The organism is Thioclava dalianensis, assembly GCF_000715505.1.
In the GTDB taxonomy this organism is placed as follows: Bacteria; Pseudomonadota; Alphaproteobacteria; order Rhodobacterales; family Rhodobacteraceae; genus Thioclava; species Thioclava dalianensis.
The window spans coordinates 24901-50855 of the sequence record NZ_JHEH01000008.1 but is presented as its reverse complement, the minus strand read 5'-3'; the positions used below and the strand labels follow the sequence as shown (position 1 = coordinate 50855).

Genomic DNA, 25955 nt, shown 5'->3' with positions numbered 1-25955 from the left:
CATGTCAGAAGTCTTCTAGTGTCATTGAAGAAGCTTCTGATGGACCAGCGGTATCAGGCGCGTAGCCAGTAGATGGCGGTTGCGGCAAGAACAATGGCGGAAAATAAGGCCGTGGCCCGAAGCAGCGGAACCAGGTCGCCAGAGCGCAGATAGACCGATACGGGGCCATCTCGCGCGATGTGCTATCGCGCAAGATGTCTCAATCCCCTTAGAACAGCTCCACATCGCTGGCCACTTCCGGTGGCGGCGCAAGAACTTCGAAGATCTGCGCCTCTCCAAGAAGTTTTTGGCGCGCCCGGCCGCTATCGGGCCAGAACTCGATCCGGCGCGCCTGTGTGCCGCCCAGGCTTTGACCGGTGCATTCAATGCCCTCACAGCGCAGAAACTCGAGCACGAATACGCCGTTTTTCTGCCCTACATCCGATAGACCCGCAACCATACGCGCGCCGCCGAAGACTTTCGCCTTCAATCTATCGCGTCGGGCGCCGAGCTTTATCATGTCGTTGATCAACAGCTCCATCGCGTTCACACCAAAACTTGCAGCCTGAACCGATGCCGTACTGCTCTCGGGTAAGAGAAAGTGGTTCATACCCCCAACCATTGCCTTAGGATCATAGAGGCAGGTCGCAACGCAGGACCCCAGAATCGTCGTGATCGAGCGCCCCCCTTTCCCGGCAGATGCGTATTCGCCTTGCGATATATGTTGAGGACGCGATACGGCACTCATGTTCTCACCCCTCGGCTTATTTTTCCAACCGGACGTGCCGGGACCGCGCACAGCGCCAGGACCTCGCCCGCAATCTCCCCCAAAGCGACCGCGCGCTCTGCCCCACCATTCTCAAGGGCCGCGCGGGGCATTCCGAAGACGACGGAACTTGCTTCGTTTTGCGCAAGACATCGCGCGCCGGCCCGTCGAAGGCGAAGCATTCCATCGGCGCCATCGCGTCCCATACCTGTCAACAGGACCGAGACGATCTCGGACCCGAAACTAACGGCTGATTCAAAGAGAATGTCCACGGAGGGGCGATGCCCGCTGCGCTTCGCACCGGACACCAGATGGCAGCGATACTCGGCCCCCTTCCGGATGATTCCGAGGTGATGGTCGCCGCCGGGCGCAAGATACACATGGCCAGCCATGAGCGGCGCCCCTTCACGGGCAAGGGAAAGTTCAGGTACGATCTGGCGGTTCAAGCGCGTGGCGAAGCTGGACAGGAAGGCCTCGGGCATATGCTGCGTGATCAAGGTTGGTGGACATGTCTCGGAGAATTCCGACAAAACGGTTTCAAGCGCATCCACGCCCCCGGTCGACGACCCGATCAAGACCATTTTGCCATTCCAGTCGAACCCGGCGCTCGGTGCACGGCGCTCTCGCGGCCCGGCCTTGCGCAGCCGTGCCGAGGAGGCAGCCACAAGGAGATCCGGCAAATGCCAAAACGCCTCGGCCATCATGTTCACGCGCGGCTTGCCGATGCACTCGACCGCACCGAGCGACAGCGCCTCGAGCGCGGCGGCCGACCCTTTATGTGTCTCGGAGGAGACCATGACGACAGGCATCGGGCGCAAGCGCATCAGTTTCTCGAGGAATTCCAAACCGTTCATCCGAGGCATCTCGACATCAAGCGTGAGAACGTCAGGATTGAGCTGTTTAATTTTCTCGCGCGCCTGGTAGGGGTCAGACGCCTCACCCACGACTTTTAGCCGCGGATCATCCGCGATGGCTGCACGGATAAGCTGACGTATTGTCGCTGAGTCATCAACAATCAGAACTTTATGCATGCAACACGCGGCCTCTTTCTGGTTTGGTTAAGCATCATGGTCGGCTTCGATCAAAAATCTTCCCAATCCTCACTGCTTGGCGCGATTTCCAAGGCGACGTTGCCCACGACCTTGGGCGGGGCTGGCTGCGCTTTGAGGCTGGGCGGCACTGCCCGAGCCGGTTTGGCTCCGGGAATGTGGAATTGCCCCATCGCCTTGCGCAACTCACTGGCGCCCCGGGTCAGTCCAAGGCTCGCAGCGGTCGTTTGCTCGAACATCGCGGCGTTTTTCTGGGTCGCCTGATCGAGCTGGTTCATCGCTGTGTTGATCTCAACAAGACCGGTGGCCTGCTCGCGCGCATTTTGCGAGATCTGCGAGACCCGTTCGGCGACATCGAGGACGGAAGACAAAATCCCCTCAAGCGCACGTCCGGTTTCTCCGACGAGCCCGACGCCACTCGCCACATGTTCCGAGGACGCGCTGATCAGCGTATCGATTTCGCGCGCGGCCTCTGATGACCGTTGGGCCAATGCGCGCACCTCGGAGGCGACGACTGCAAAACCACGCCCCGCCTCTCCAGCCCGCGCAGCCTCAACACCCGCATTCAGGGCCAGAAGATTGGTCTGGAAAGCAATCTCGTCAATCACGCCGATAATCTTGGAGATCTGCTGAGAGCTGGTCTCGATCGCGCTCATCGCATCGACCGCTTGTTTGACCACGACACCGGAATCCTCGGCACTGCGCCGGGCTTCGGCAACCACCTGATCGGCCTCCGCCACACCTTGCGCCGAGGCGCTGACCGACCGGCTCAACTCGTCAAGCGCGGCTGCGGTCTGCTCGAGCGTAGCGGCTTGTTGTTCGGTCCGGCGCGACAGATCTTCGGAGGCGCGTGAGATCTCGCCTGCCTCGCCATCGATATTGGAGGCATTCTCGTTGACCACCTGCATTGCGCGCCCGAGTGTCTCGATGGCCGCGTTGAAATCGGCACGCAGTGGTTCGTATTGCGGCTCGAATTCCTGCGTGATCCCCTGCTCCAGATGGCCTTGTGACAGGGCCCGAAGGCCGAGACGAAGCGCATCAACCACGGTCTGTTGCGCGGCCACGATCTGGGCATGGCTCGCTTGGGCAGCCTCAAGCGCCGCATTGGCCTGCGTCACATCGGTGCCGATCAAAACGATCTTCATAATCCGGCCCGCCTGATCCGCGACCGGATTGATCGAGCCATCGATCAGATAGCTGCCCCGCTGCCCATCGGTCAGCCGGAAACGCCCCTGCAACGAGGACAGGCCCGCGACCCGCTTCCAGCCATCGCCATCGCCTTCAACCGTCAGATGGCGGCGCAAATCAGCGCCCATCAAAGCGTCGGCTGCGTGGCCCAAAACATCCCGACACGTTTTGTTCAGGCGAGTGACGCAATAGTTGGGATCGAGTTCACAAACGACCTGATTGGCGTCGATCGCATCAAGCAGGGCATTGCGCGCCCGCAGCTCCGTCACATCGCGCCATTCCGCGACGAGAGCTGCGACTCCGCCGTCCTTGTCGACAATTTCCGAGACCTCGACGCCGAAACGCCCACCTCCGACCTTGATCTCAACCTGGAGCGGCATTCGAGACCGATCACTCAGAAGCGCGCGGGCTTTCTCGGGCAGGGCATGAAAATCATCCATGGACCGCCCCACAAGCGCATTCGCGTCCAGATCCGGCGTGACCTTTCGGAACTCCTCGATCCGGCTGTCGATAAGCGTTCTGGCTGCAGTATTCACATGGGTGATCGTGAAATCGGGATCCACCATCATCAGCGAGGCCGAGGCATTTCCGAAGGCTGTGCCTTGGAGATGGGCGTCGCGCTGCGCGGCATCGGCCAAACGCAGATCTGCCTGCAACCCGTCGAGCGCCTTGGCGATCACGCCGACCTCGTCGCGCCGTGCGGTGCCCGGGACGTCTTCGTTGCGCGCGCCGGTGGCAATCGTTCGGATCGTCTGCCCCAGCGACTGCAGCGGGCGGGAGATCGAACGGCCCATGATGGCGGAAATCACGGCCAGAGCGAGCGTCAGCCAACTCGCCTGAAACAGCATCGAGCGGGCGAGTTCGGCCGCGGGCGCGTATAGCTCGGCGTGGTCCTGCTCGAGCAGCGCACCATAGCGTCGTCCAAAGAGCGTGAACGGGGTAAAGGCCGCGCTGACCGCCTGCCCCGACAAGCCGATCTCGTCGATCAGCCCAGTCTCGCCCGCGTCCAGATGAGACATCGCTTCGGTCTGAATGGGGGAGCCGGGCACCAGCCCCTCGACCGGGTGATGCAAGGGCCCCAGCAAACGACCCGCAGTGGTCACGAAAAAGCCCTGCGCGGTCTTGCCCAAGCCCCGCTCAGTCGCGCTCATCCCGGCAAACAGGTTTGCGTCGACCCGGGCCACAAGCGTGCCAAGCCGCTTTTGCGAGGTCGAGAACACCGGGAGGGCTGCGAAAAACTCCGGGACACCGTCTGCGACGATATGCATCTCACTGGTCGCGAACGCCGCCGATTGCGCCGCCTCCAAAGACGACACGAGCCCCGCAAAGGGGATGTCACTGCCCGCAAGCTCCGCCCCGAACAAGCTGTCCTTCATCACCGAATAGACGATTTTTCCTTCAGGATTAACAAGATAGAGGTCGCTATAGCCCCGATCACGCAGGATCGCGCGCAGCCCCGCATGATAGCGGCGATGCTGGATCGAGTAATCGCTCGCATCCTCGGCATAGTCGAGATCAGCGCGTTGCCCTGCGGGATTGGGATTGTCCGAGACATAGGCCCGCGTCAAATCCCCTGCCGCTTGCGAATCGAGCGTTTTCCAGCCCTGATCAAAGTCATAGAGCGCCCGCGCGGTCAGGGCGTTGTTGGCCAGTGCGCGCAAATTCCCTTCAAGCTGTGCGCCCCATCCTTCAATGGCCGACACCTGGGCTGCCAGCGTTCGCTCCAAACGCTCAGCGCTGGCGCGCGTCAGCAATGCGCGCCCGTCCCGATAGGCCGAAACCCCCATGATCGTGAGCGCGATCATCGCGATACTCACCAGCATAAGCGGAATCTTGACACCGAATTTCAGGTCATTGAACAGTCGCATGCAGCACTCCCGACGGGCATGAAAGATCGAGACAAGTCCGGGAACCAGCGCCCGCACGTCCCGAACATCACGCCGAGAGCTAAAGATTTGCTAAATTTCGAAACGCCGCAGAGCCACGAGATCGATACAATTAGAACGATCTCGCCAAGAGTCTGAAAACAGGGTTAAATTCCGAAGAACCCAGCGCGCAGCAAGCCGGCGCGGCGCGAAAACTCCGACGGCTCAAGCCCGCCTTCGAGAACCCGCTCGGGCCGCTCGAGCACGCGTGAAAGCTGTCCGCGCGCCTGCCAGCCGGGCAAAAGCGCCAATCGCGCCGTCCCCGCCAGCGCCCCTTTGCGCCGCCCCGCGGCTAACCGGGCCAACCCCTCGCGCGCGAGCTCTCGCAACAGCTCTGGCGCAGGATCATGCATCGGCGCGCGCGCCCGGGCCACCAGTTCTGGCCACGCGCGCAGCAAGGCCGCAAGCCCCGCGCCTGCGCCAAAGCTGCGGGTGGCGGGCTCGGCTTCGGGCGGGGCGCCAAGCGCCTCGGCCGCCGCCCAATACAGCCCGCCAGAGGTCTGATCGAGATAGGCCCAAAGGGCCGCTGGCCCCTCAAACGGATCGGGCCAGCAATCGGCCCGGCGCGCCTCGGCCACGCTGACAAGATGGCGCGCGGGACCGGCCAGAGGCATCAGTGCAGCGCCGATCTCATGCGGCGGCACCCGGCCTTCGCCCACCCCCTCAAGCGCATCGATCCACCATTGCAGGCGCATCTCGGCCACCATCGGCTCGGAGGAGGCCCAAGGCGCGCGTGCGATCTCCAGATTGGCGGCATAAAGCGGCCACAGCCGGTCGCGCAGATCAGCGGGCGTGGCCATGGTCGCGGCAAAGCGATCCGGATCTCCCTGCTCAACGGCGCGGGCCGCCGCATGCAGTGCCGTAGCCAGATCGCTCATGCCGGCTGCGCCCCGTCGCGCACCAGCTTCCACTGCATCGCATCCAGCAGCGCCTCGAAACTCGCATCGACTATGTTGGGCGAGACCCCGACGGTTGACCAACGCCGCCCCGTCCCGTCTTCGCTGTCGATGATCACACGGGTCACGGCCTCGACACCGCCCTGCGTGATCCGCACCCGGAAATCGACGAGTTTCATGTCGTCGATATAGGCCTGATAGGGGCCCAGATCCTTCCCGAGCGCCTTGGAGAGCGCATTCACCGGACCCCGATCATGGCCCGCCTCCTCCATGCTTTCCGAGACCGACAGCATCTTCTGACCGCCCACCTTGACGACCACCACCGCCTCCGAGATCGAGACCATCTGATCATAGCGGTTCTTACGCCGCTCGACGGTGACCTTGTAGCGCTTGACCTCGAAGAAATCGGGCAGAAGGCCCAACTCCCGGCGCGCCAGCAGCTCGAAGCTCGCCTGCGCGCCGTCATAGGCATAGCCCTGATCTTCGCGCTCCTTGATCTGATCGAGGATGCGGGCAAGCGCGGGCGTGTCGCGCGGCACCTCGATCCCCATCCCCTCAAGCCGGGCGCGCAGGTTCGACTGCCCCGCCTGATTGGACATCGGGATCAGCCGCGAATTGCCGACGATGGCGGGGTCGATATGCTCATAGGTGTCGGGGTTCTTGAGGATCGCACTGGCATGCAGCCCCGCCTTATGGGTGAAGGCTGAGGCGCCGACGTAAGGCGCGCTGCGCAGTGGCACCCGGTTCAAAATATCGTCGAGCTTGCGCGACAGCTTGGTGATCTGCGCAAGGTTGTCATGGCTGATCCCGGTCTCAAGCTGGCTCGCGAACGGCTCCTTCAGCAGCAGCGTCGGGATCAGTGAGATCAGGTTGGCATTGCCGCAGCGCTCGCCCAGACCATTGAGCGTGCCCTGCACCTGCCGCACACCGGCCTCGATCGCGGCAAGACTGCCTGCCACCGCATTGCCAGTGTCGTCATGGGTATGGATGCCCAGATGATCGCCCGGAAGCCCCGCCGCGATCACCTCCGCCACGATCCGCGCAATCTCGCCCGGCAATGTGCCGCCATTGGTGTCGCAGAGCACGATCCAGCGCGCGCCCGCCTCAAAGGCTGCGCGACAACAGGCCAGCGCATAATCGGGATTGGCCTTGTAGCCGTCGAAGAAATGCTCGGCGTCGAACAAAGCCTCGCGGCCTTGCGCGACCATATGGGCGACGCTGGCGCGGATATTCTCAAGGTTCTCGTCAAGCGTGATCCCGAGGGCCGCTGTGACGTGATAATCATGCGTCTTGCCCACGAGGCAGACCGCAGGCGTGCGCGCATTCATGACGCCTGCGAGCACCTCGTCGTTCTCAGCCGAGCGCCCGGCCCGCTTGGTCATCCCGAAAGCGGTGAACGTGGCGCAGGTCTTCGGGCGCGCCTCGAAGAAATCGCTGTCGGTCGGGTTCGCGCCCGGCCAGCCGCCCTCGATATAATCGATCCCGATGGCATCAAGCGCCTCCGCAATCGCGATTTTCTCGGGCACCGAGAACTGCACGCCCGCAGACTGTTGACCGTCGCGCAAAGTGGTGTCGTAGAGATAGAGGCGGGCTTTGGTCATTGGAGGCCTCCGCTGAGGTTACGTCCCGCGCGGCGGCCCTTGTTTCTGCATTTGCGCGCCATCACAGCCCCTCCAACTTGGTGGGGTCGAAATCCGGACCGGGCAACAATTCCACCCCGGCCTTCGACATCCGCACCTCGACGCCTGCGGCGAGAAGAGCCTGTTTCATCGCGTCCACAGGCGCGAAATCCTTGGTTTGCATGGCATTGGCGCGCAGAGTTCCGAGCTTGTCGCCGAGGTCTTTCAAGTCATCAGTCTTTGAGCGAAGCTGCTGGACGCGGTGCTCCATCTCTTCAAGAGGGATCAACCCTAGAAAATCGAGACCAACAGCCATGTCGGTTACAAGATCAGATTGCCCCGCGAATTTGTCGATAGCGACCAGAGCGGCGTGGGTATTCAAATCATCACCGAGCGCGTCGAGAATGGCTTGGTGTGGGACCCGGTTCTTTGCTTCATCGAAATCGCAATATTGATCAGCCATACGCACGAAATCATCGAGTTTTGCCGAAGCACCCGCTGCCTTCTCCGCCGTCCAGTCCATCGGCTTCGAATAATGCGTCTGGAGGAACACAAACCGGATCACCTCGCCCGGAATGCCCTTCTCGCCGTCATGGCCATCGAGCAAATCGCGCACGGTGAAGAAGTTGCCCAAGCTCTTGGACATTTTCTTGCCCTCGACCTGCAACATCTCGTTATGAACCCAGAAATTCGCAAACGACCCCTCGGGATGGGCGCAGCAGCTTTGCGCGATCTCGTTCTCGTGGTGGGGGAATTGCAGATCAATCCCGCCGCCATGGATATCGAAACTCGCGCCAAGCAATTCGTAAGACATGGCCGAGCACTCGATATGCCAGCCCGGACGGCCCCGGCCCCAGGGGCTCGCCCAGCCCGGCTCGCTCTCATCCGAGGGCTTCCAGAGCACGAAATCCATCGGGTCTTCTTTATAGGGTGCGACCTCGACCCGCGCGCCCGCGATCATGTCATCGACGGTGCGGCCCGAGAGCTTGCCGTAGCCCTGATAGGAGCGCACGCGGAACAGCACATGCCCCTCTGCCGCATAGGCATGGCCCTGCGCCACCAGCCCCTCGATCATCGCGATCATCGCGCCGATATACTCGGTCGCGCGCGGCTCATGATCAGGACGCAGCGCGCCTAGCGCATCCATATCGGCGTGATACCAGCCGATGGTCTCTTCGGTGCGCGCGTGGATCAGCTCTTCGAGACTGCCCTCCGCCCCCGCCTCTTTGCGCGCCAAGGCCGTCGCGTTGATCTTGTCATCCACATCGGTGAAGTTGCGCACATAGGTGACGTGCTCCGCCCCATAGAGTTGCCGCAGCAAACGGTAGAGCACATCGAACACCACAACGGGCCGCGCATTGCCCAGATGCGCGCGGTCATAGACCGTCGGCCCGCAGAGATACATCCGCACGTTTTGCGCGTCGATCGGCGTGAAATCCTCGACCTTTCGCGACAGGGAATTGCGCAGGCGGATCTGGGTCATAATGTCCTCGCGGGCGGCATGGGCGAACCTGCGGCGGGCATACTAGGTCACATCGATTTTGGAAAGAGACGACCGGCCCGCGCAACGAAGTCAGCGGGTAATGCAGCAAATGATGATGGTTGCGGTCGTCATGGCCCGGACCCTAGCCGCGCGCCCGCCCCGCGTCCAGAAGTTTTCTCGCGCCCCCGAAGGATCGGCTCGACGTGGGCAACTGGGGCCCGTTCCGGCTCGGGCAGGACAGATCACATCAGCGAGATCATTGAGATGCCATCTGTTTACGTCTAAGTTTTTCTTCATGGACGAACGTCTCAATCCTCCCATCCGCTCTTTCGATGCGGTTCGAACCCTCGCAGAGGCTCAGGGTGGCTTCGTCCACGACCTCGATGCGCATGTGCTCGCCTATCTGCCGGGACAAGGGGAGGCTGCCGGGACGCTTGTGATCACCTTTGGCAATCTCTCGACCTCACGGGAAGCGGGCGAGCGGTTTCCTTGGGCACATGCCTTGGTTGCCAAACAGGGGTGGTCAATTCTAGGCGTGATCAACAACACGAATGACTGGTTTCGGGCCGGGAACCTGCATCGGGCTTTGGAGCGCCTGTCGGCGCAAGGGTTCTTTGCCGGATTCGACCGGATCTGTGTCTATGGATCCTCGATGGGCGGGTTTGGCGCGCTCACTTTCGCGCCGCTCTTTCCAAAGAGCCATGCGGTGGTCTTCGCGCCGCAATCGACGCTGGATCGACGTCGCGCCTCATTCGAGACACGTTATAGATTTGCACGGCGGAACAATGACTGGCTCGGACAATGGTCAGATGCCGCTGAAGGCGTGCGCGCGCTGCGCTCGGGATATCTCATCTATGATCCTTTCGAGCCGCTCGATGCCGCCCATGTCGATCGCCTTAAAACCCCAGCACTGACTCCGGTCAAGCTGCGCCATTTCGGCCATATCATACCACCTCGCTTACGGGTGATGGGCCTTCTCAAACCGCTCGCACTCGGAGCCCTTCGCGGCGAGCTGGAGTCAAAAGACGTGCGGAGGCTCCTCTCCGAACGAAAGGACTCTGTCCTATACGTGTCGCGTATGCTCGATACGGCTCTTCAACGCGGGCATTACAGAACTGGCATGCGCGCCGCCGACAAGGCCCTGCAAACCAATACAAATTGGAAAATCAAAGCGGCACGCAGAAACTTTCGCGACGCCTTGAAAGCGGATCGTACCTAGTCGGCGACGCGCTCACCGGCCCGGCGTGAAAGGCTCCACCGTCACGCGCTTGCCCTCAAATATGCAAAACGACCCGGGCGGGATCTCATGCCAATCCTGCTCATCGACCTCCAGCGGCTCAGAGACCACGGCCCGGCCCCGGCGCGTGTCGGACCAGCGGTGATAGAGGCTCGGCGCCTGATCGTCACTGGCATAGCGCACCGCAAAAAGCCGAACCCCATCCGAGAACGCAGCCGTCAGCCGCATATGCGGGGCACCGCCGCGCTCCCGCGAGAGCGTCTCGAACCGTGCCGTGGCACGCTCCAGCGCCGCTTTCGGATCGGCTGCCATCCCCTCGGCCATCGCCACAAGAAACAACGCCTCGCTATCGGTGGCCCCGCGCCGCTCCGGGTAAAGGCTGTCAGGGATCATCATCTCGCCCGCGCGGCGAAACCCCTCATAGCCCCCCACCTGCCCGTTATGCATGAACGACCAGCGCCCATGCCGAAACGGATGGCAATTGTTGCGCGAGGTGGCCGAGCCGGTCGAGGCGCGCACATGCGCCAGAAACAGCCCCGACTTCACCGTCTCCGTAAGCGAACGCAGGTTCGGATCGGACCATGCAGGCATCACATCGCGATAGAGCCCCGGCTCGGGCCGCTCGCCATACCACGCAACGCCAAAGCCATCGGCGTTGATCGCGGTGTGACACATCGTGGCGAACTGGCTTTGATGGATCAGGGAGTGATTGGGTCGGCTGACAATATCTTCAAGAAAGATCGGCTCTCCGACATAGGCGGCCCAACGGCACATTTCCCTTTTCCTTCAAATCATTGAATGGCGAACTTAAACGTCGTCGCTGGCTTCGAGAATCATCAGATCGCGCTCAGCAGCACCTTTGGCATGGGCCAGCGCGGCCTGATATTCATCCGAATGATAGCACTGCTCGGCCGCCTCAAGACTGGGAAACCACGCGAGCACATTGCGCGCCCGGTCGGTCCCTTCAAGCTGAACATAGCGCGTGCTGCGGGCAAGAAACTTGCCGCCATGCTTGGCGATCGCAGGCCCCGCACCTTCGGCATATTTGCCATAGGCCTCGGGGTCGGTGACCGTCACATGCGCGATCCAATAAGCTCCGGCCATTACAATCCCTCCAGATAGGTTTTCACCGCTTCAACCGCCTCAGGCGCCTTGGACGGATCCGCGCCGCCCGCCTGTGCCATGTCGGGGCGGCCACCGCCGCCCTTACCACCAAGCGCTGTGGCGGCAGCCTTGACGAGATCCACGGCGCTCACGCGCTCGGTCAGATCCGATGTGACGCCAGCAGCCACGGCAGCCTTGCCGCCCGCATCGGCCACAACAAGGATCGCCCCCGATCCGATCTGCGCCTTGAGCGCATCCACGATGCCCGGCAACTCCTTGCCCGACACACCCGACACCACTTGAGGAACGAAGGATATCCCATTGATCACAAACGACTCTGCGGCATTGCCGCCAGAACCGCCCATGGCGAGATCCCGGCGCAGCTGCGCCACCTCATTGTTGAGCGCCTTGCGCTCATCAAGCAGCGATTGCAACCGCGCAACAGCATCTGCCTCCGAGACTTTGAGCAACGCTTCCATCTCGCCCAGCAGCAGATCACGGCGGCGCAACTCGGCCATCGCGGCCTCACCCGTCAGCGCCTCGATCCGGCGCACACCCGCCGAAGAGGCCGTCTCGCCGGTCAGAATGAAGCTGCCAATATCGCCCGTCCGCGTCACATGGGTGCCGCCGCACAGCTCCAGCGAATAGACATCCCCGCGCACGCCCTTACCCGAGCCTTCCAGCGTGCCCATCGACACGACGCGCACCTCATCGCCGTATTTCTCGCCAAACAGCGCCTGCGCCCCAAGGCCTCGGGCATCGTCGGGCGTCATGATACGCGTATCAACGGCGGTGTTTTGACGAATGAATTCATTCACTTCGCGCTCGACCTGCGCCACTTCCTCAGCGCTGAGCGCTTTCGAATGCGAGAAATCGAACCGCAGGCGCTCTGCGGCATTGAGCGAGCCGCGCTGTGCGACGTGATCGCCAAGCGCACGACGCAGCGCCTCATGCAGCAAATGCGTAGCCGAGTGATTGGCCCGGATCGCAGAGCGACGGGCGTGATCAACCACCAGCCGGGCGCCCTGCCCAACCGTGATCTCCCCTTCGCTCACCTCGGCGAAATGAATGAAAACTCCGGCCACTTTGCGCGTATCCGTGACGCGCGCAACGCCGGTCTCGGTCGTGATCACACCCTGATCGCCGACCTGACCGCCGCTTTCCGCGTAGAATGGGGTCTGGTTCGTGACGATCTGAACGCTCCCCTGCGCGGCATCGACCCGCACCCCGTCCGAGACAAGCGCCACGACCTGCCCCTCGGCGGTTTCGGTGTCGTAGCCGAGGAATTCGGTCACGCCGGTCTTTTCTGCAATATCGAACCAGATCGAGGCATCCGCCGCCTCGCCCGAGCCGGACCAGCTTGCGCGGGCCTTGGCCTTTTGCTCGGCCATCGCGCTGTCAAACCCATCCGTGTCGACCTCGCGGGCCTTCTCGCGCAGCGCATCCTGCGTCAGATCGAGCGGGAACCCATAGGTGTCATAGAGCTTGAACGCCGTCTCGCCGGGCAGCTTATCGCCCTCGGGCAGATCGATCAGCGCCTCGTCGAGCAATTTGAGACCGCGATCCAGCGTCGTCTTGAACCGCGTCTCCTCGGAGCGCAGGGTCTCTTCGATCAGCGCCTGTGCACGGCCCAATTCGGGATAGGCCGCGCCCATTTCACGGATCAGAGCGGGCACAAGGCGATACATCACCGGATCCTTTGCGCCCAGCAAATGCGCATGACGCATCGCGCGGCGCATGATCCGGCGCAGCACATAGCCCCGCCCATCCGAGGACGGCATCACGCCATCGGCAATCAGGAATGAGGTCGAGCGCAGGTGATCGGCGATCACTCGATGATGGACATTGCCCGGACCGTCGGGATCGCTCGAGGTGGCATGGGCCGAGGCCTCGATCAGGTTGCGCATCAGATCAGTGTCGTAATTGTCATGCTTGCCCTGCAACAGTGCGCCGATCCGCTCCAGCCCCATGCCGGTATCGATCGACTGCATGTCGAGCGCGCGCATCGAGCCATCTTCAAACTGCTCGTTTTGCATGAAAACGAGGTTCCAGATCTCGATGAAGCGGTCCCCGTCTTCCTCGGCACTGCCGGGCGGGCCGCCCCAGATCTTGTCGCCATGATCAAAGAAGATCTCAGTGCACGGGCCACAGGGACCGGTCGGCCCCATCTGCCAGAAATTGTCGGAGGTCGGAATGCGAATGATCCGCTCGTCGGAAAGGCCCGCGACCTTCTTCCACATCTCGGCCGCCTCGTCATCGGTGTGATAGACGGTGACAAGAAGCCGGTCCTTCGGAATGTCGAAATCCTTGGTTAACAACTCCCACGCGAAGGGGATTGCCCCTTCCTTGAAGTAATCGCCAAACGAGAAATTTCCCAGCATTTCGAAAAACGTATGGTGGCGCGCGGTGTAGCCGACATTGTCGAGATCGTTGTGCTTGCCACCCGCGCGCACGCATTTCTGCGCGGTGGTCGCGCGCTGGTAGTCACGCTTTTCAACGCCGGTGAAACAGTTCTTGAACTGCACCATCCCCGAATTGGTAAACATCAGGGTCGGGTCGTTGCGCGGCACAAGCGGAGAGCTGTCGACAACGCGATGGCCATTGCGTTCGAAATAGCCAAGGAATGTAGAGCGGATATCGTTAAGACTGGGCATGTTTTTTCTCGCCTTATCGGGCTGGTCAGATCCCGTTTAACGCGGCCCCTACCCCCTGTCCAGCAACTGAAAACAGCCGGGCACATGACCCGGCTGTTCCGCAGCGAATATTTTCGCCCGATTACTCTTCGGTCAGCGCGTCATCCGCGCTCAGCTCACCGAAATCGAGACCGTGGCTGGCCCGGATCTTGTCCTCGATCTCATAGGCGAGATCGGGGTGCTCGCGCAGGAAGGTCTTGGCGTTCTCCCGCCCCTGACCGATCCGCTCATCCCCGTAGGAATACCATGCACCCGATTTGTCTACGACCCCGGCCTTCACGCCCAGATCGACAAGCTCGCCCATCTTCGAGATGCCCTCGCCATACATGATGTCGAACTCAACCTGCTTGAAGGGCGGCGCCACCTTGTTCTTGACGACTTTCACGCGGGTCTGGTTGCCCACGACCTCATCGCGATCCTTGATCGACCCGATCCTGCGGATGTCGAGACGCACCGAGGCGTAGAACTTCAGCGCGTTGCCACCCGAGGTCGTCTCTGGCGAGCCGAACATCACACCGATCTTCATACGGATCTGGTTGATGAAAACCACCATGCAGTTGGACCGCCCGATCGAAGCGGTCAGCTTGCGCATCGCCTGGCTCATCAAGCGGGCCTGGGCGCCGACGGTGTGATCGCCCATATCGCCCTCGATCTCGGCCTTGGGCGTCAAAGCGGCAACGGAGTCGACCACGACCATGCTCACCGCGCCCGAGCGCACAAGCGTATCGACAATCTCGAGCGCCTGCTCACCCGTGTCGGGCTGCGAGATCAACAACTCTTCCAGATCCACGCCGAGTTTACGCGCATATCCGGGATCGAGCGCGTGTTCCGCGTCGACAAAGGCGCATACGCCACCCTTTTTCTGCTCTTCCGCGATCGCGTGCAGCGTAAGCGTGGTCTTACCCGAGCTTTCGGGACCATAAATCTCAACGATCCGCCCTTTCGGCAAGCCGCCGATACCGAGCGCGATATCGAGCCCGAGCGAGCCGGTGGAAGTCGATTCAATCTCGCGCGCCGGGGTATCACCGCCCAGCTTCATGATCGATCCCTTGCCGAACTGCCGCTCAATCTGCGCCAGCGCGGAGTCGAGCGCCTTTTGTTTGTCAGCCTTGGAATGTTTGTCCATATCGAGAATTTTCGCTACTGCCATTGTCCCGTCCCTTATTCCACAGAGCCGCCGGATCAGCAATCGATCCGTTGATGCCCGTTCTCTAGATGTTCTCCTATCGTTATGGGTACAAAATGCGAACATTTCAATAAAATTCCGCGCAAACAGCGAGATTTCTGGGTGTGCATTCTAGGTTTACCAGCGGGTTCAGGACCGATATGCAAGGCAGCGTGCTTTAGGAACGGACCGCAAGATGCTGATATTCTGGGAACAAAGGCTTGTTTTTCTGGCCACACCAAAGGCTGGATCCTCGGCGATCGAGGCCGCGCTGGAGCCGCTGGCAGAGGTCGCAATCAAGCGCCCAGCCCCTCTCAAACATATGACAGGTTCGGAATTTCAAGCCCAGCTCGCGCCTTTCCTACAACAGAAATCCGGCGCTGCGTTTACCACTGTGGCCCTGATGCGCTCGCCGATCGAATGGTTGCGCTCATGGTATCGGTTTCGGTTGCGCGACGATGAGGACGATCCCGATCATCCGATGGTTGGCCGCTCTTTCGAGCAGTTTGCGCAAGATTACATGGCCTACGAACGACCGCCCCATGCAGACCTGCTGAGCCAATCCGAGTTTCTATGCGACGCGCATGGCACACCCTGCGTCGACAAGGTCTTTCGCTACGAGCAGATCACCGATTTCGTGCATTTTCTCGAAGATCAGCTCGATTTTGCGATCACCCTGCCACGGGTAAACGTGCCCCCGGCCGTGGATGTCGGCCTTTCGGCCCAGACTGAAGCGGCACTCAGGGATCGCATGGAGCGCGATTTTGCGCTTTATGATCAGCTCGGGTGATGCCGGGCAAACCCCAAAGCGTCACCGATTAGCCGAGTTGATTTTGTACAGTCGCCGTCAGTTCGCTGAGCGAGAAGGGTTTGGGCAGGAAGACCGAATTGTCGATGGGTGAATCGCCGTTCTTAAAGACATCCTCGGCATAGCCCGACATGAAGATGGTCTTGATCCCAGGCCGGGACTCGCGCGCCTGCGCGACCCAGCTTGGTCCGTCGAGCCCTGGCATGATGACATCGGTCACAAAAATATCGACCGCAAGATCAGGTGCTTCGAGCATGGCGAGGGCCTCTTCGGCATTCTCCGCCTCGAGCACGTTGAACCCTTGAAGCTTGAGCGCGCGCGATGCGAAAGCGCGGACTGGCGCCTCATCCTCGACCAGCAAGACAGTCGCCGGCTTGCTGCTGGCCTCTCGCGTCACTGGCAGCTCCCTTGCCGGTTCTGGTTCATCAGCATCAACATCTATCACGCGATCAAAGGCAGGCAGGTAGATCGTGAAACATGTTCCCGATCCTACGACGGAATCGCAGAAAATATAGCCCCCCGTCTGCTTGATGATGCCATAGGCTGTCGACAGGCCGAGCCCCGTTCCCTCACCCGTGCGTTTCGTGGTGAAGAAGGGCTCGAAAATCTTGCGTGTCACTTCGGGAGCAATGCCCGTTCCCTGATCCGACACCTGAATCGCGACATAATCTCCCTTTGGGACCGTCACGCGATCGCGCGGAATATCCTGCACCAGATGAAGATTTTCAGTCGTGATCGTGATTTCTCCGCCGCCCGGCATCGCATCGCGCGCATTCACCACGAGGTTCATCAACACTTGTTCGAGCTGCCGCTTGTCGGCGCGGATCGGACGCAGCTCGGGGTCATGAGAGAGCGTGAGACTGACTTTTTCGCCCACGAGCCGATTGAGCAGATGGGTCATCTCCGAAACCGTGTCTCGCAGATCGATCATCTGCGGTTTGAGCGTCTGCTTTCGCGAAAACGCCAGCAACTGGCCGACAAGCGAGGCGGCGCGGTTCGTGTTCTGGCTGATCTGGTCGAGATCCGCGAAATCGGGGTCGCCCTTATCGTGGCGCAGCATCAATAGGTCACAATGTCCGGCAATGGCGGTCAGCAAATTGTTGAAGTCATGCGCGACACCGCCTGCAAGCTGGCCAATCGCCTGCATTTTCTGGCTTTGGACAAATTGCGCCTCGAGAGTTTTGAGCTGCGTCGCATCCGACAGCACTGCCAGCAAACCCGCCCGCCCCTCCTCGAAGATGCGCGCAAGCGTCACCTGCAAGAACACCTCCTTGTCGCCACGGCGCGCGCGGAGGACTTCGGGACGGCGATCGGCCCGACCATCAAGCGCATCGGCCACCCAATCACTGACCGGTCGGCCCAGTCCCTCGAGCAGATCCGACAGATGCGCCCCTTCGGTGGTCTTACCCATCAGCCCGCGGGCGGCACGGTTGACGGCGGCGACCCGTCCCTGCGTGTCGAGCTTCATAAGTGCGATCGGCAGGATCTCAAAGCTGCCAACCTGCGGCTGCGCCTGTTCGGCCGAGATCGGCAGCAGATAGATCTCAGAGCGCCCTCCCGGCCCCTCGATTTGCGCGATGGTCGCGCGCACGGGCCCTGCAGGGGTCGCAACCTCGTGCATCTCGCCCGAGCGCAGCGGCAGGTCACGAAACACCCGATCCAGCGTGCGCACCCGCTCTCCGATCAGGCGGCGCATCGCCTCGTTGAGAAACAGGATCGTGCCGCTTTCCGAAACCGTGAGCATCGGCAGGCTGATCGTCTCCGCCCCATGCCCGCCGATGGCCCGCTCCGCCATATCCTCAAGCCGCCAGAGATAGCCTTCGGCGCCGACCTGATGCACTGAGAGGCGGACATGGCCGCGCCGCGTGACAAGATCTTCGCGCGCAGCCCCGAGCGCCTGCGCCTTGAGCTGCAAGCGGCGCAGGACGGCGGCAGGATCGGCAAATAGCTCACTGAGCGCACGGGAGAGGACCTGCCCGCCACGTGAGCCAAACCGCTCAACCGCGGCACGGTTCTGAAAGCCGATCTCGCCGTCGCTATCGGTCGTAAAGGACGGAGACGCATCCTGCGCGATAAACTGCGAGATCAGATCATGCAGGCGCGTTCTGCGCGTTCGATGATAGGCAAAGGCAAACCAAGTGGCGGCGGCCACGACCAAAAGCGTCCCCGAGGCCGAAAACAACGCCCACATCAACACCCGATCCGGCACGAGGATCGCGATCCCCGCGGCAAGCACCCCCGCAAAGGCAAGATAGATCGCCCCCGGCGCGAGCCACGCCATCGTGCGGGTCATAGGTTGCAATGTCAGCTCGATCTGGGCCAAAGCGCGAATCCTCCCAAAATCCTTTCCCTATAAGCGGGGCAAAAGGATTAAGGCCCGATTAACGTCAGTCGGATTGCCCGCAGGGCAGCGGGTTTTCGCGCGATGCCTCGGAGCGCTCAGCGATGAAGCAGCGCAACGTAGAAACCGTCCGCACCCTCAAGCGGCGAGAACCGGCGCTCGGTTTGGCACGCCCATCCCCGCGCTTCGAGGTCGCGCAGCTGCGCTGCGGTCTCAACCTCTAGAAACGAGCAGTTCATATAGGCCAGAACGCCACCATCTGCGACCAGATCTGCTGCTTTTTCAAGGATTTCGGCCTGAAGGGCGACCAGCTCGGAGAGGCGCGCGGGATCAAGGCGCCACTTGGCCTCGGGCGTGCGCCGCCATGTCCCTGAGCCGCTGCACGGCGCGTCGACCACGACCAGATCATAGCCCGTCCCGGGCGCGCCCGGCGGGCAAAGCGCAATCTCCGCCCCCGCGCGCGCGGCCCGCACGGGCAGATCACGCAACCGGGCTGGATCGGCGTCATGAGCATGAATTACAGCCTCTGGACAGGCCGCCGCCAGTGCCAGAGCTTTACCGCCACCGCCTGCACAATAATCGAGCACACGCATCCCCGGCGCGAGCGGCACCAGCGCCGTGGCGGCCTGCGAGGCGGCGTCCTGCAGCTCGACCAGACCGTTCATATAGGCCGCGCTGCGATGCACTTTGCGCGCACCCTCGATCACCTCGAGCGCGGTTGCGACCAGCGGATGGGGCTGCGTCACGATCCCCTCGGCAGCAAGCATCTCTGCTGCCTTCTTGGGATCGGTGCGCGCAATATTGACCCGCAAAATCACCGGCGCGCGGGCCCGCATCGCCTCTGAGATCGCTCCGTAGCCTGCGCCCAGATCGGCGCGCAAGGCGGGACGCAACCATTCGGGCCAGTCGAGCTCGGCCAGATCCTCTGGCACCGGCGCCTCCAGCGCGGCTTGCTCGGCCGCACTCAGCGGCTCGGGACCATAGCCTTCGCCGGTAAAGATCGTTTGCGGATCAATCCCTTGCGCACGCAACAGTCCCAACATCAGCGCCCGGCCATCCTCGCCGCCGCCAAGCTGCGCGAACGAGCCCCGGCAGCGCAGCGCATCATAGACGTGATCGCGGATCGCGGCCCGGTCCTTGGAGCCTGCGAACCGGTGCCCCCGCGCCCAATTGGTCAACGCACGCTCGGCCGGTTCTCCCGGCAAAATCGTATCGAGAAGCGAGATCGCGGCGGCAATCCGGGCGGCAGGCGTCATCGGGCGTTCCTTGCAAGACGGTATCGCGCCGTTCTAGAGGGCCATCCGGCGCGACGCAATCGCCCAGCAACCGCACGCACGCGCAATGTCAAAAGGCCCCGCCTTGCGCGGAGCCTCGTGATCCTTGGTATCGAAGCGCGCGCTTACGCGCCGTAGGGCACCCAGATGTTCTTGACCTGCGTGGCGCGTTCGAGGAACAGCCGCCCCTGACCGGGTTTCGCGCTCCAATCGCGCGCATCGTCGCATTCGGTCCAAGTCTGCTTGAGATTGCCCGCGCTTTCGCGGTCGACCATCTGCCCGCCTGCGGCACTGCCGAAATACCACATTGCATCGACACCATCATGCGCGGCCAACACCTTGGCCAGCTCATCGCGCGGCCCGGTCACGATATTGACCACCCCGCCCGGCAGATCGGAGGTGTCAAACACCTGATAGAGATCGGTCGCGGCCAGCGGATGGGCCTGGCTGGGCACCAGCACCACCCGGTTGCCCATCGCAATCGCGGGCAGCACCAGCGAGATCGCCCCGAGCAGCGGATGCGCGCTCGGCGCTACCAGCCCCATCACGCCAAGCGGCTCGTTCATTGCCAGCGTCACGAAATCGGACTTGGTGGCATGGACCGCGCCGTCGAACTTATCGGCCTGGGCGGCATACCAGAAGCACCGCGCGATCGCGGTATCGACCTCGGCCTGCGCCGATTTGCGACCCGCGCCGAAACTCTCGAGCCGGGTGGCAAATTCGGCGGCACGCGCAGAGAGGTTCTCGCCGATGTAATAGAGCACCTGCGCGCGGTTATGCCCCGTCGCACGGCCCCAGCCCCCGGCCTTGGAGGCAGTCTCCACCGCGTTGCGGATATCCTTGCGATTGCCCAGACCGGCAAGCCCCACGACCGCCTTGCCGCCGCGCACCTGATAGCTGTAGCCGCTATCGGGCCGCGCCTGTTTGCCACCGATATAGAGCTTGGCCGTGCGGTCGATCTCGGCGCCCTTGATCTGGGGAGCGGGACCGGTCTGCAGCTCTGCGGGCTCCGAGCCCTTGGCCTTGCCCGATGCAGCATCTGAGGGGCGCAGATAGGCCCGCATCCCCTCACGCCCGCCTTCGCGACCAAACCCGCTTTCGCGATAGCCGCCAAAGCCCGCACCCGCATCGAAGATATTGGTGCAGTTGATCCAGACAATCCCGGCCTTCACCTGTGCCCCGATATCGAGGCATAGGTTGATGTTTTCCGACCAGAGGCTCGCGGCCAGCCCGTAGCGGGTGTTATTGGCCAGCGCCACCGCATCGGAGGGCGTGCGGAAAGTGGTGAGCGTCACCACGGGGCCGAAGATCTCCTCGGTGGACAGGATGCTTGCGGGCGCGACATCGGTGGCCAAAGTCGGCGGGAAGAAACAGCCCTGCGGCGCCTCGCCCTGATGCAGCGTTGCCCCCTGCGCCGCCCCGCGCGCCACAAGGTCGCGGATCCGCGCAAGCTGCGAAGGGTGCACGATCGCGCCAATATCGGTGCTTTTGTCCATCGGATCGCCGGTGCGCAGGGTCGTCATCCGGGCGCGCAGCAGCGTCTCGAAGCGCGCGGCCACGGATTCGGCCACCAGAATGCGCGAGCCCGCACAACAGACCTGCCCCTGATTGAACCAGATCGCATCGACCACACCTTCGACCGCCGCATCAAGATCGGCATCGTCAAAGACGATGAAGGGCGATTTGCCGCCCAGCTCAAGGGTCAGAGCCTTGCCCGAGCCAGCGGTGCGCTCGCGGATCAGCCGCCCGACCTCGGTCGAGCCGGTAAAGGCCAGCTTGTCGATGCCCTCATGGCCGACAATCGCGCCTCCCGTCTCGCCATCGCCGGTGACGATATTGAGCACGCCCTTGGGCAGGCCGCATTCAGCCGCGATCTCGGCGAAAGCCAGCGCGGTGAGCGGCGTGTATTCGGCGGGTTTGAGCACGACCGTATTGCCCGCCGCCAGCGCCGGGGCCACTTTCCACGCCAGCATCAGAAGGGGAAAGTTCCACGGAATGATCTGACCGCAGACGCCCTGCGGGCCCTGCCCGGGCAGTTCATCCTCCAAGATCTCGGCCCAGCCCGCATGATGGTAGAAATGGCGCGCGACCAGCGGAATGTCGATATCGCGGCTCTCGCGGATCGGCTTGCCGCTATCGAGCGTTTCCAACACCGCCAAGAGGCGGGCATGTTGCTGCACATGACGGGCCAACGCGTAAAGATGCTTGGCGCGCTGATGGCCTGACAGCTTCGCCCAATCGGGCTGGGCCTTGCGCGCGGCGGCAACGGCGGCATCCACATCGGCCGTCTGGCCTTGGCTGACACGGGCCAGAACTGTGTCACGAGCCGGGTCGCGCACTTCGAACAGATGCGCGGGGCGCGTCATCTCGCCATTGATGAAATGACCAAAGCCATCCTTATGCGCGTCAAGCCAAGCGCGTGCGTGGCTGTCATCTTCAGGGGCCACGCCGTACTCCATCGTCTCGAGGATCGTCTGAATGCTCATTTTGGTCTCTCCTCAGGCAAGCGCATGGCGGCTGGAATCGGCGTAGCGCCCGGTCACGTAATGTTCGAGCTGGCGTTCGATATCGCCCAGCATCGAGCTTGCGCCAAAGCGGAACAGATCGGGATTGAGCCAGTCGCGGCCTAATTCTTCTTTCATCAGGATCTGCCAGGCGAGCGCCTCTTTGGCCTGCTTCATCCCGCCTGCGGGCTTGAAGCCGATCCGGTGCCCCGTGCTCATGCCGTAATCGCGCAGCGCCCGCAGCATCGTAAGGCTCACGGGGAGCGTGGCATTGACGCTTTCCTTGCCGGTCGAGGTCTTGATGAAATCCGCCCCCGCCTGCATCGCAACCATCGAGGCCGCATAGACCGTGTTGAGCGTTTCCAGCTCTCCGGTCGCAAGGATCGCCTTCATATGGGCCTCGCCACAGGCCTCGCGCATCGCGGCGATCTCGTCATGCAAGCCCTGCCAGTTATGCGTCAGCGCCAGCTCGCGGCTGATCACGATATCGATCTCGCCCGCGCCTTGGGCCACCGCCCAGCGGATCTCCTCTAGGCGCAGATGCAGCGGCATCAGACCGGCCGGAAAGCCCGTCGCGACCGAGGCCACGGGAATCCCAGTGCCCTCCAGCGCGCGCACGGCATGCGGCACCATCGTGGGATAGACGCAGACCGCGCCGACCCGAAGCCCCTCCGGGTCGAGCCCCAGACCTTGCACGATATGCGGCGCGATCGGCTGGCGCGCCTTGGCGCAGAGCCGCTGCACCCGCGCGCCCGTATCATCGCCCGCAAGCGTCGTCAGATCGACGCAGCGCACCGCGTTGACCAGCCACGCCGCCTGATGCGCCTTCTTCACGCTGCGCCGGGACGTCAGCGTCGCACAGCGGCGCTCGGCGGCGGACCGGTTCACCCGGTGGCCTTCGAACATCGCCACATCAAGCGACATGCCGGGATTGCGCCCGGCCTCCGCGTGACCTGCGGCTGTGGGCACAAGCGCGCCTTCGGAAGTCTGAACATCGGTCTGCGTCTTCATCGCCTATCTCCTTGGTCGGCGCGCGGGCCTCGGGGAGCGTGTCGGGCGCTATGTCCCGATGCCGCCCCGATCCGGCGCTCAAACAGTCTCAATCGAGCGCGTGCTCGGACAGAAACTCTGCAAATTCCGGCGCGGTTGCGTAGCTGGTCTGCGTCCCCCTGCGGGTGATCGACAGCGCGGCATAGCGGGCAGCACGGGTCAGCGCCTCCGTCGGGGCGTGCCCGGCCCCAAGATAATGGGCGAAGGCGCCGATGAACGCATCGCCCGCCCCGGTGGTATCGACCGGGGTCACGGCGACCGGCGCGATCTCCTCGACATGATCGGCAGTGATGCGCCGCGCGCCACGCCCGCCCAAAGTGACCACCACATTGCGAATGCCGCGCGCGATCAGGTGACGCGCGGCGGCGGTAACGTCCGCCTCGGTGTCGGTGGGCAGCCCGGTCAGCAGTGCCAGCTCGCTCTCATTGGGGCAAAACCAGTCGAGCCCGTCGAGCTGCGCGATATCGAGATCACGATGCGCCGGCGCGGGGTTGAGGATCGTGGTGATGCCCTCGCGCGCCCCGAATGCGACCGCGTGATAGACGGTGGCCAGATCGACCTCGAGCTGAAGCAAGATCGCCGAGGCCCCGCGCAGCATCTCTGCGGCCCCATCCACATCGGACGGTGCCAACGCCGCATTGGCGCCCTTCACGATCAGGATCGCGTTCTCGCCATCGGGCTCGACAAAGATCGGAGCAACGCCCGAGGCGCTGCCCTCGACCGTGCGCACATGGGTCGTGTCGATCCCGTTGCTCTCAAGATTGGCGCGCACCTGCGCCCCAAAACCATCATCACCGACGCAAGTCACCATCGCGACCTTTGATCCCAGCCGCGCCGCGGCAACCGCCTGATTGGCCCCCTTGCCGCCAAATCCCATCGCGAAATCGGGCGCGGCAAGCGTTTCGCCGCGTGCGGGCATCCGCTCGATATAGGTGACCAGATCCATCATGTTCGAGCCAACCACGGCGATTGTGTCAGACATGTTCGCTCTCCGTCATCTCAAGAAACATCGCGGTCGGCGCGCATCTCGGTTCATCGCAACCCGCGCGCTTGATCATAATGTTTCAATCCTAACATTACTCGCCCTACATCTCGCGCGGCGACAGCTGTGTCAACCGATTTCTCATCTGCGCCCCGCTCCACAGGCCGGTTTCGCTCACCACACCATCGACCGCGTCCAGCGTGGCGAAGGGCACCGGTTTGCGCGTGCCGAGCTTGCTGTCATCCAGCACGACATAGCTCTGGGCCGAGCTCGCAATCGCGGCCTGTTTGAGCGCGGCCTCGTAAGGATATGAGCAGCTGATCACGCCCGCCGCATCGATCCCGCCCGCCGAGAGAAACGCCACATCGATTCCAAGATCGGCAAGGCGCTCCTGCGGGTTTTCGGCGTGGCAGGAGCGGGTCGTCAACTTGATCTCACCGCCCAGAAACTCCACCGGCACATTGGCGCGGCCCTGCAAGACCTCAGCGGTGGTGAAGCAATGAGTGATGATGCGCCGCACCCCGCCCTGTGCCAGCAGCCGCGCGAGATGAGGCAGCGTGGTGCCGGCATCGAGAAACACCACCGCCTGATCGGGCACAAGATCCTGCGCGATCTGTGCCGCCGCGCGCTTGGCCTCGATCGCGCGCGTCATCTGCGCGTCGAAATCGTAATACTCCGTGGTGCGGCTCGCGACGAGATAGCCGCCCCGGCAGGCAAATCGCCCGCCCGCCTGCGCCGCATCGCGCCGCAGCGTCATCTCGGTGACCCCCATCTGTGCGGCAAGATCGCGCAGCCGCAAGGCAGGCGAAACATCGAGCATCGCGGTGATTTGGGTGATCCGCTCTTGCTGGCGGCTGGGTCGGGTCACGAACAAGACCTCCGCTGGGCGGGTGCGATGACGGATTTCAGCCACACCATGAGGCAGTTGTCCAAAACCGCGCGGCCAAACGCAAGGGGCATTTGCGCGGGTACGCCAAGACCCCTGCCCGCTATCCGCGACAGGTCTCGACGATGACCTCGCGCAGCCAGCGATGGACCGCCGAGGCGTTCTTATGCGCGGTCCAGACGACAGACAGGTCAAAATGCCCCTGAAACGGACAGGGATTGAGCACAAGCCCATCCATCGTCTTGCCCAGCCGAATGGGCATCGTCGCCACGAGATTGGAGCCCGAGAGAAGCGAGGCGAGACCTGCAGGGCTTGGCACGGCGATCGTTGGCCGCAATGTGTGGCCTGCCGCTTCAAGCTCGGTCACATAGGCCGATTTCCAGCTCCCGCCGTAATTGATATAGAGATGGTTGAGCTGGAGATAGCGCTCGACATCCAGCGCTCGGCCCGCCATCGGGTGGCCGGGATCCATGAAACAGGCATAGTGCTCGGTATAAAGACGGCGCGAGTGAAAGCCCGATTGGCTGCGCGCAAACGGTCCGATCAACACATCGGCCTCGCGGCGCAACAGCCGCAAATGCCCGTCTCCCAGCGCGTTCACCACCTCCACCTCAAGCCCCGGCGCCTGACGGCGCAACTCCGAGACAATCTTGGGGATCATCAGGATCCGCTCGTAGTAATTGCAGGCGATGGTGACCTTGGAGCGCGATTGCGCGGGATCGAATTTTTCCGGCTGCGCGACATCGTCAAGCTTTTGTAAGATCTCGGTGACCTGTTGAAGGATATGCTCGCAGCGCTCGGTCGCAACCTGTTGCCCGCCCTCGCGCACAAAGAGCGGATCCTGAAAATAGCTGCGCAGTTTCGCGATTGTGTAGCTTACCGCCGATTGGTTGACGTCGAGCTTTTCGGCCGCCGCCGTGAAAGAGCCCAAAGCATGCACGAGCCGCAATGTCTCGAGCGCGGCGATATCGATCCTGCCGCTTGGCGAGGGTGTTTGAGACATGGC

General features: G+C 62.6%; 19 protein-coding genes. 2 read left to right on the top strand and 17 right to left on the bottom strand.

Annotated elements, in window-relative coordinates; translation table 11 throughout:
• Positions 1–208: 208 nt before the first annotated feature.
• The 6 genes from DL1_RS08675 to cysS all read right to left on the bottom strand — a co-directional run bounded on the left by DL1_RS08675 (position 209) and on the right by cysS (position 8905).
• Positions 209–727 carry a chemotaxis protein CheD gene (locus DL1_RS08675; protein WP_038064980.1) on the bottom strand — a complete coding sequence of 173 codons (519 nt, stop codon included), beginning with the start codon at positions 725–727 and terminating at the stop codon, positions 209–211.
• The gene (locus DL1_RS08670) at positions 724–1776 is read right to left on the bottom strand and encodes a protein-glutamate methylesterase/protein-glutamine glutaminase (RefSeq protein WP_038064977.1); all 1053 of its coding nucleotides are present in this window, start codon (positions 1774–1776) and stop codon (positions 724–726) included. The genes DL1_RS08675 and DL1_RS08670 overlap by 4 nt, the downstream gene beginning before the upstream one ends.
• A gap of 50 nt (positions 1777–1826) precedes the next feature.
• Entirely contained in the window at positions 1827–4850 is a 3024-nt protein-coding gene (locus tag DL1_RS20840) for a methyl-accepting chemotaxis protein (protein WP_051693434.1), read from the bottom strand.
• Between the two features lie 164 nt (positions 4851–5014).
• Positions 5015–5785 carry a squalene/phytoene synthase family protein gene (locus DL1_RS08660; protein ID WP_038064974.1) on the bottom strand — a complete coding sequence of 257 codons (771 nt, stop codon included), beginning with the start codon at positions 5783–5785 and terminating at the stop codon, positions 5015–5017.
• Positions 5782–7404, bottom strand: a complete 1623-nt coding sequence (cimA, locus tag DL1_RS08655; protein WP_038064972.1) for a citramalate synthase — start codon at positions 7402–7404, stop codon at positions 5782–5784. Before cimA ends, DL1_RS08660 begins: the two co-directional genes overlap by 4 nt.
• Before the next feature lie 61 nt (positions 7405–7465).
• The gene (gene cysS, locus DL1_RS08650; RefSeq protein WP_038064970.1) at positions 7466–8905 is read right to left on the bottom strand and encodes a cysteine--tRNA ligase; all 1440 of its coding nucleotides are present in this window, start codon (positions 8903–8905) and stop codon (positions 7466–7468) included.
• Positions 8906–9200: 295 nt separating this feature from the next.
• Here cysS and DL1_RS08645 point away from each other — a divergent pair, with 295 nt between their 5' ends.
• On the top strand, positions 9201–10124 hold the full coding sequence (locus DL1_RS08645; protein ID WP_038064968.1) for an alpha/beta hydrolase family protein: 924 nt from the start codon (positions 9201–9203) through the stop codon (positions 10122–10124).
• Positions 10125–10136: 12 nt separating this feature from the next.
• On the opposite strand, the gene DL1_RS08640 is transcribed toward DL1_RS08645, so the two are convergent.
• The 4 genes from DL1_RS08640 to recA all read right to left on the bottom strand — a co-directional run bounded on the left by DL1_RS08640 (position 10137) and on the right by recA (position 15089).
• Positions 10137–10916 (bottom strand): class II glutamine amidotransferase, encoded by a 780-nt coding sequence (locus tag DL1_RS08640; RefSeq protein ID WP_038064966.1) that lies wholly within the window; start codon positions 10914–10916, stop codon positions 10137–10139.
• A 33-nt stretch (positions 10917–10949) separates the two neighbouring features.
• On the bottom strand, positions 10950–11246 hold the full coding sequence (locus DL1_RS08635; protein WP_038064964.1) for a DUF1330 domain-containing protein: 297 nt from the start codon (positions 11244–11246) through the stop codon (positions 10950–10952).
• Positions 11246–13900, bottom strand: coding sequence for an alanine--tRNA ligase (gene alaS, locus DL1_RS08630; protein WP_038064962.1), 2655 nt, complete (start codon positions 13898–13900; stop codon positions 11246–11248). Before alaS ends, DL1_RS08635 begins: the two co-directional genes overlap by 1 nt.
• Before the next feature lie 121 nt (positions 13901–14021).
• On the bottom strand, positions 14022–15089 hold the full coding sequence (gene recA, locus DL1_RS08625) for a recombinase RecA (protein ID WP_038064959.1): 1068 nt from the start codon (positions 15087–15089) through the stop codon (positions 14022–14024).
• 211 nt (positions 15090–15300) lie between these two features.
• On the opposite strand from recA, the gene DL1_RS08620 reads away from it, so the two are divergent.
• The gene (locus DL1_RS08620; RefSeq protein WP_038064956.1) at positions 15301–15894 is read left to right on the top strand and encodes a hypothetical protein; all 594 of its coding nucleotides are present in this window, start codon (positions 15301–15303) and stop codon (positions 15892–15894) included.
• Between the two features lie 28 nt (positions 15895–15922).
• Here the strand turns inward: DL1_RS08620 and DL1_RS08615 are convergent, their stop codons facing one another.
• From DL1_RS08615 to DL1_RS08585, 7 genes are all read right to left on the bottom strand, one after another.
• On the bottom strand, positions 15923–18193 hold the full coding sequence (locus DL1_RS08615; RefSeq protein ID WP_177195342.1) for an ATP-binding protein: 2271 nt from the start codon (positions 18191–18193) through the stop codon (positions 15923–15925).
• A 158-nt stretch (positions 18194–18351) separates the two neighbouring features.
• Complete coding sequence (locus tag DL1_RS08610; RefSeq protein WP_038064954.1) at positions 18352–19509, bottom strand: RsmB/NOP family class I SAM-dependent RNA methyltransferase; 1158 nt, start codon at positions 19507–19509, stop codon at positions 18352–18354.
• A 143-nt stretch (positions 19510–19652) separates the two neighbouring features.
• Positions 19653–22013: an aldehyde dehydrogenase family protein gene (locus DL1_RS08605; RefSeq protein ID WP_038064951.1), complete on the bottom strand. Its 2361-nt coding sequence runs from the start codon at positions 22011–22013 to the stop codon at positions 19653–19655.
• 12 nt (positions 22014–22025) lie between these two features.
• Positions 22026–22955, bottom strand: a complete 930-nt coding sequence (deoC, locus tag DL1_RS08600; protein WP_038065159.1) for a deoxyribose-phosphate aldolase — start codon at positions 22953–22955, stop codon at positions 22026–22028.
• A 175-nt stretch (positions 22956–23130) separates the two neighbouring features.
• Complete coding sequence (gene rbsK, locus DL1_RS08595; RefSeq protein ID WP_038064948.1) at positions 23131–24063, bottom strand: ribokinase; 933 nt, start codon at positions 24061–24063, stop codon at positions 23131–23133.
• 103 nt (positions 24064–24166) lie between these two features.
• Positions 24167–24931, bottom strand: coding sequence for a DeoR/GlpR family DNA-binding transcription regulator (locus DL1_RS08590; protein ID WP_143081721.1), 765 nt, complete (start codon positions 24929–24931; stop codon positions 24167–24169).
• Between the two features lie 121 nt (positions 24932–25052).
• Complete coding sequence (locus DL1_RS08585; RefSeq protein WP_038064944.1) at positions 25053–25952, bottom strand: LysR family transcriptional regulator; 900 nt, start codon at positions 25950–25952, stop codon at positions 25053–25055.
• Positions 25953–25955: the final 3 nt, after the last annotated feature.

Excerpts from the sequence above, each read along its gene's own strand:
- DL1_RS08675 (WP_038064980.1), bottom strand. The coding sequence starts at position 727 with ATGAGTGCCGTATCGCGTCCTCAACATATATCGCAAGGCGAATACGCA.
- DL1_RS08670 (WP_038064977.1), bottom strand. The coding sequence starts at position 1,776 with ATGCATAAAGTTCTGATTGTTGATGACTCAGCGACAATACGTCAGCTT.
- DL1_RS20840 (WP_051693434.1), bottom strand. The coding sequence starts at position 4,850 with ATGCGACTGTTCAATGACCTGAAATTCGGTGTCAAGATTCCGCTTATG.
- DL1_RS08660 (WP_038064974.1), bottom strand. The coding sequence starts at position 5,785 with ATGAGCGATCTGGCTACGGCACTGCATGCGGCGGCCCGCGCCGTTGAG.
- cimA (WP_038064972.1), bottom strand. The coding sequence starts at position 7,404 with ATGACCAAAGCCCGCCTCTATCTCTACGACACCACTTTGCGCGACGGT.
- cysS (WP_038064970.1), bottom strand. The coding sequence starts at position 8,905 with ATGACCCAGATCCGCCTGCGCAATTCCCTGTCGCGAAAGGTCGAGGAT.
- DL1_RS08645 (WP_038064968.1), top strand. The coding sequence starts at position 9,201 with ATGGACGAACGTCTCAATCCTCCCATCCGCTCTTTCGATGCGGTTCGA.
- DL1_RS08640 (WP_038064966.1), bottom strand. The coding sequence starts at position 10,916 with ATGTGCCGTTGGGCCGCCTATGTCGGAGAGCCGATCTTTCTTGAAGAT.
- DL1_RS08635 (WP_038064964.1), bottom strand. The coding sequence starts at position 11,246 with ATGGCCGGAGCTTATTGGATCGCGCATGTGACGGTCACCGACCCCGAG.
- alaS (WP_038064962.1), bottom strand. The coding sequence starts at position 13,900 with ATGCCCAGTCTTAACGATATCCGCTCTACATTCCTTGGCTATTTCGAA.
- recA (WP_038064959.1), bottom strand. The coding sequence starts at position 15,089 with ATGGCAGTAGCGAAAATTCTCGATATGGACAAACATTCCAAGGCTGAC.
- DL1_RS08620 (WP_038064956.1), top strand. The coding sequence starts at position 15,301 with ATGCTGATATTCTGGGAACAAAGGCTTGTTTTTCTGGCCACACCAAAG.
- DL1_RS08615 (WP_177195342.1), bottom strand. The coding sequence starts at position 18,193 with ATGGCGTGGCTCGCGCCGGGGGCGATCTATCTTGCCTTTGCGGGGGTG.
- DL1_RS08610 (WP_038064954.1), bottom strand. The coding sequence starts at position 19,509 with ATGACGCCTGCCGCCCGGATTGCCGCCGCGATCTCGCTTCTCGATACG.
- DL1_RS08605 (WP_038064951.1), bottom strand. The coding sequence starts at position 22,013 with ATGAGCATTCAGACGATCCTCGAGACGATGGAGTACGGCGTGGCCCCT.
- deoC (WP_038065159.1), bottom strand. The coding sequence starts at position 22,955 with ATGTCGCTTGATGTGGCGATGTTCGAAGGCCACCGGGTGAACCGGTCC.
- rbsK (WP_038064948.1), bottom strand. The coding sequence starts at position 24,063 with ATGTCTGACACAATCGCCGTGGTTGGCTCGAACATGATGGATCTGGTC.
- DL1_RS08585 (WP_038064944.1), bottom strand. The coding sequence starts at position 25,952 with ATGTCTCAAACACCCTCGCCAAGCGGCAGGATCGATATCGCCGCGCTC.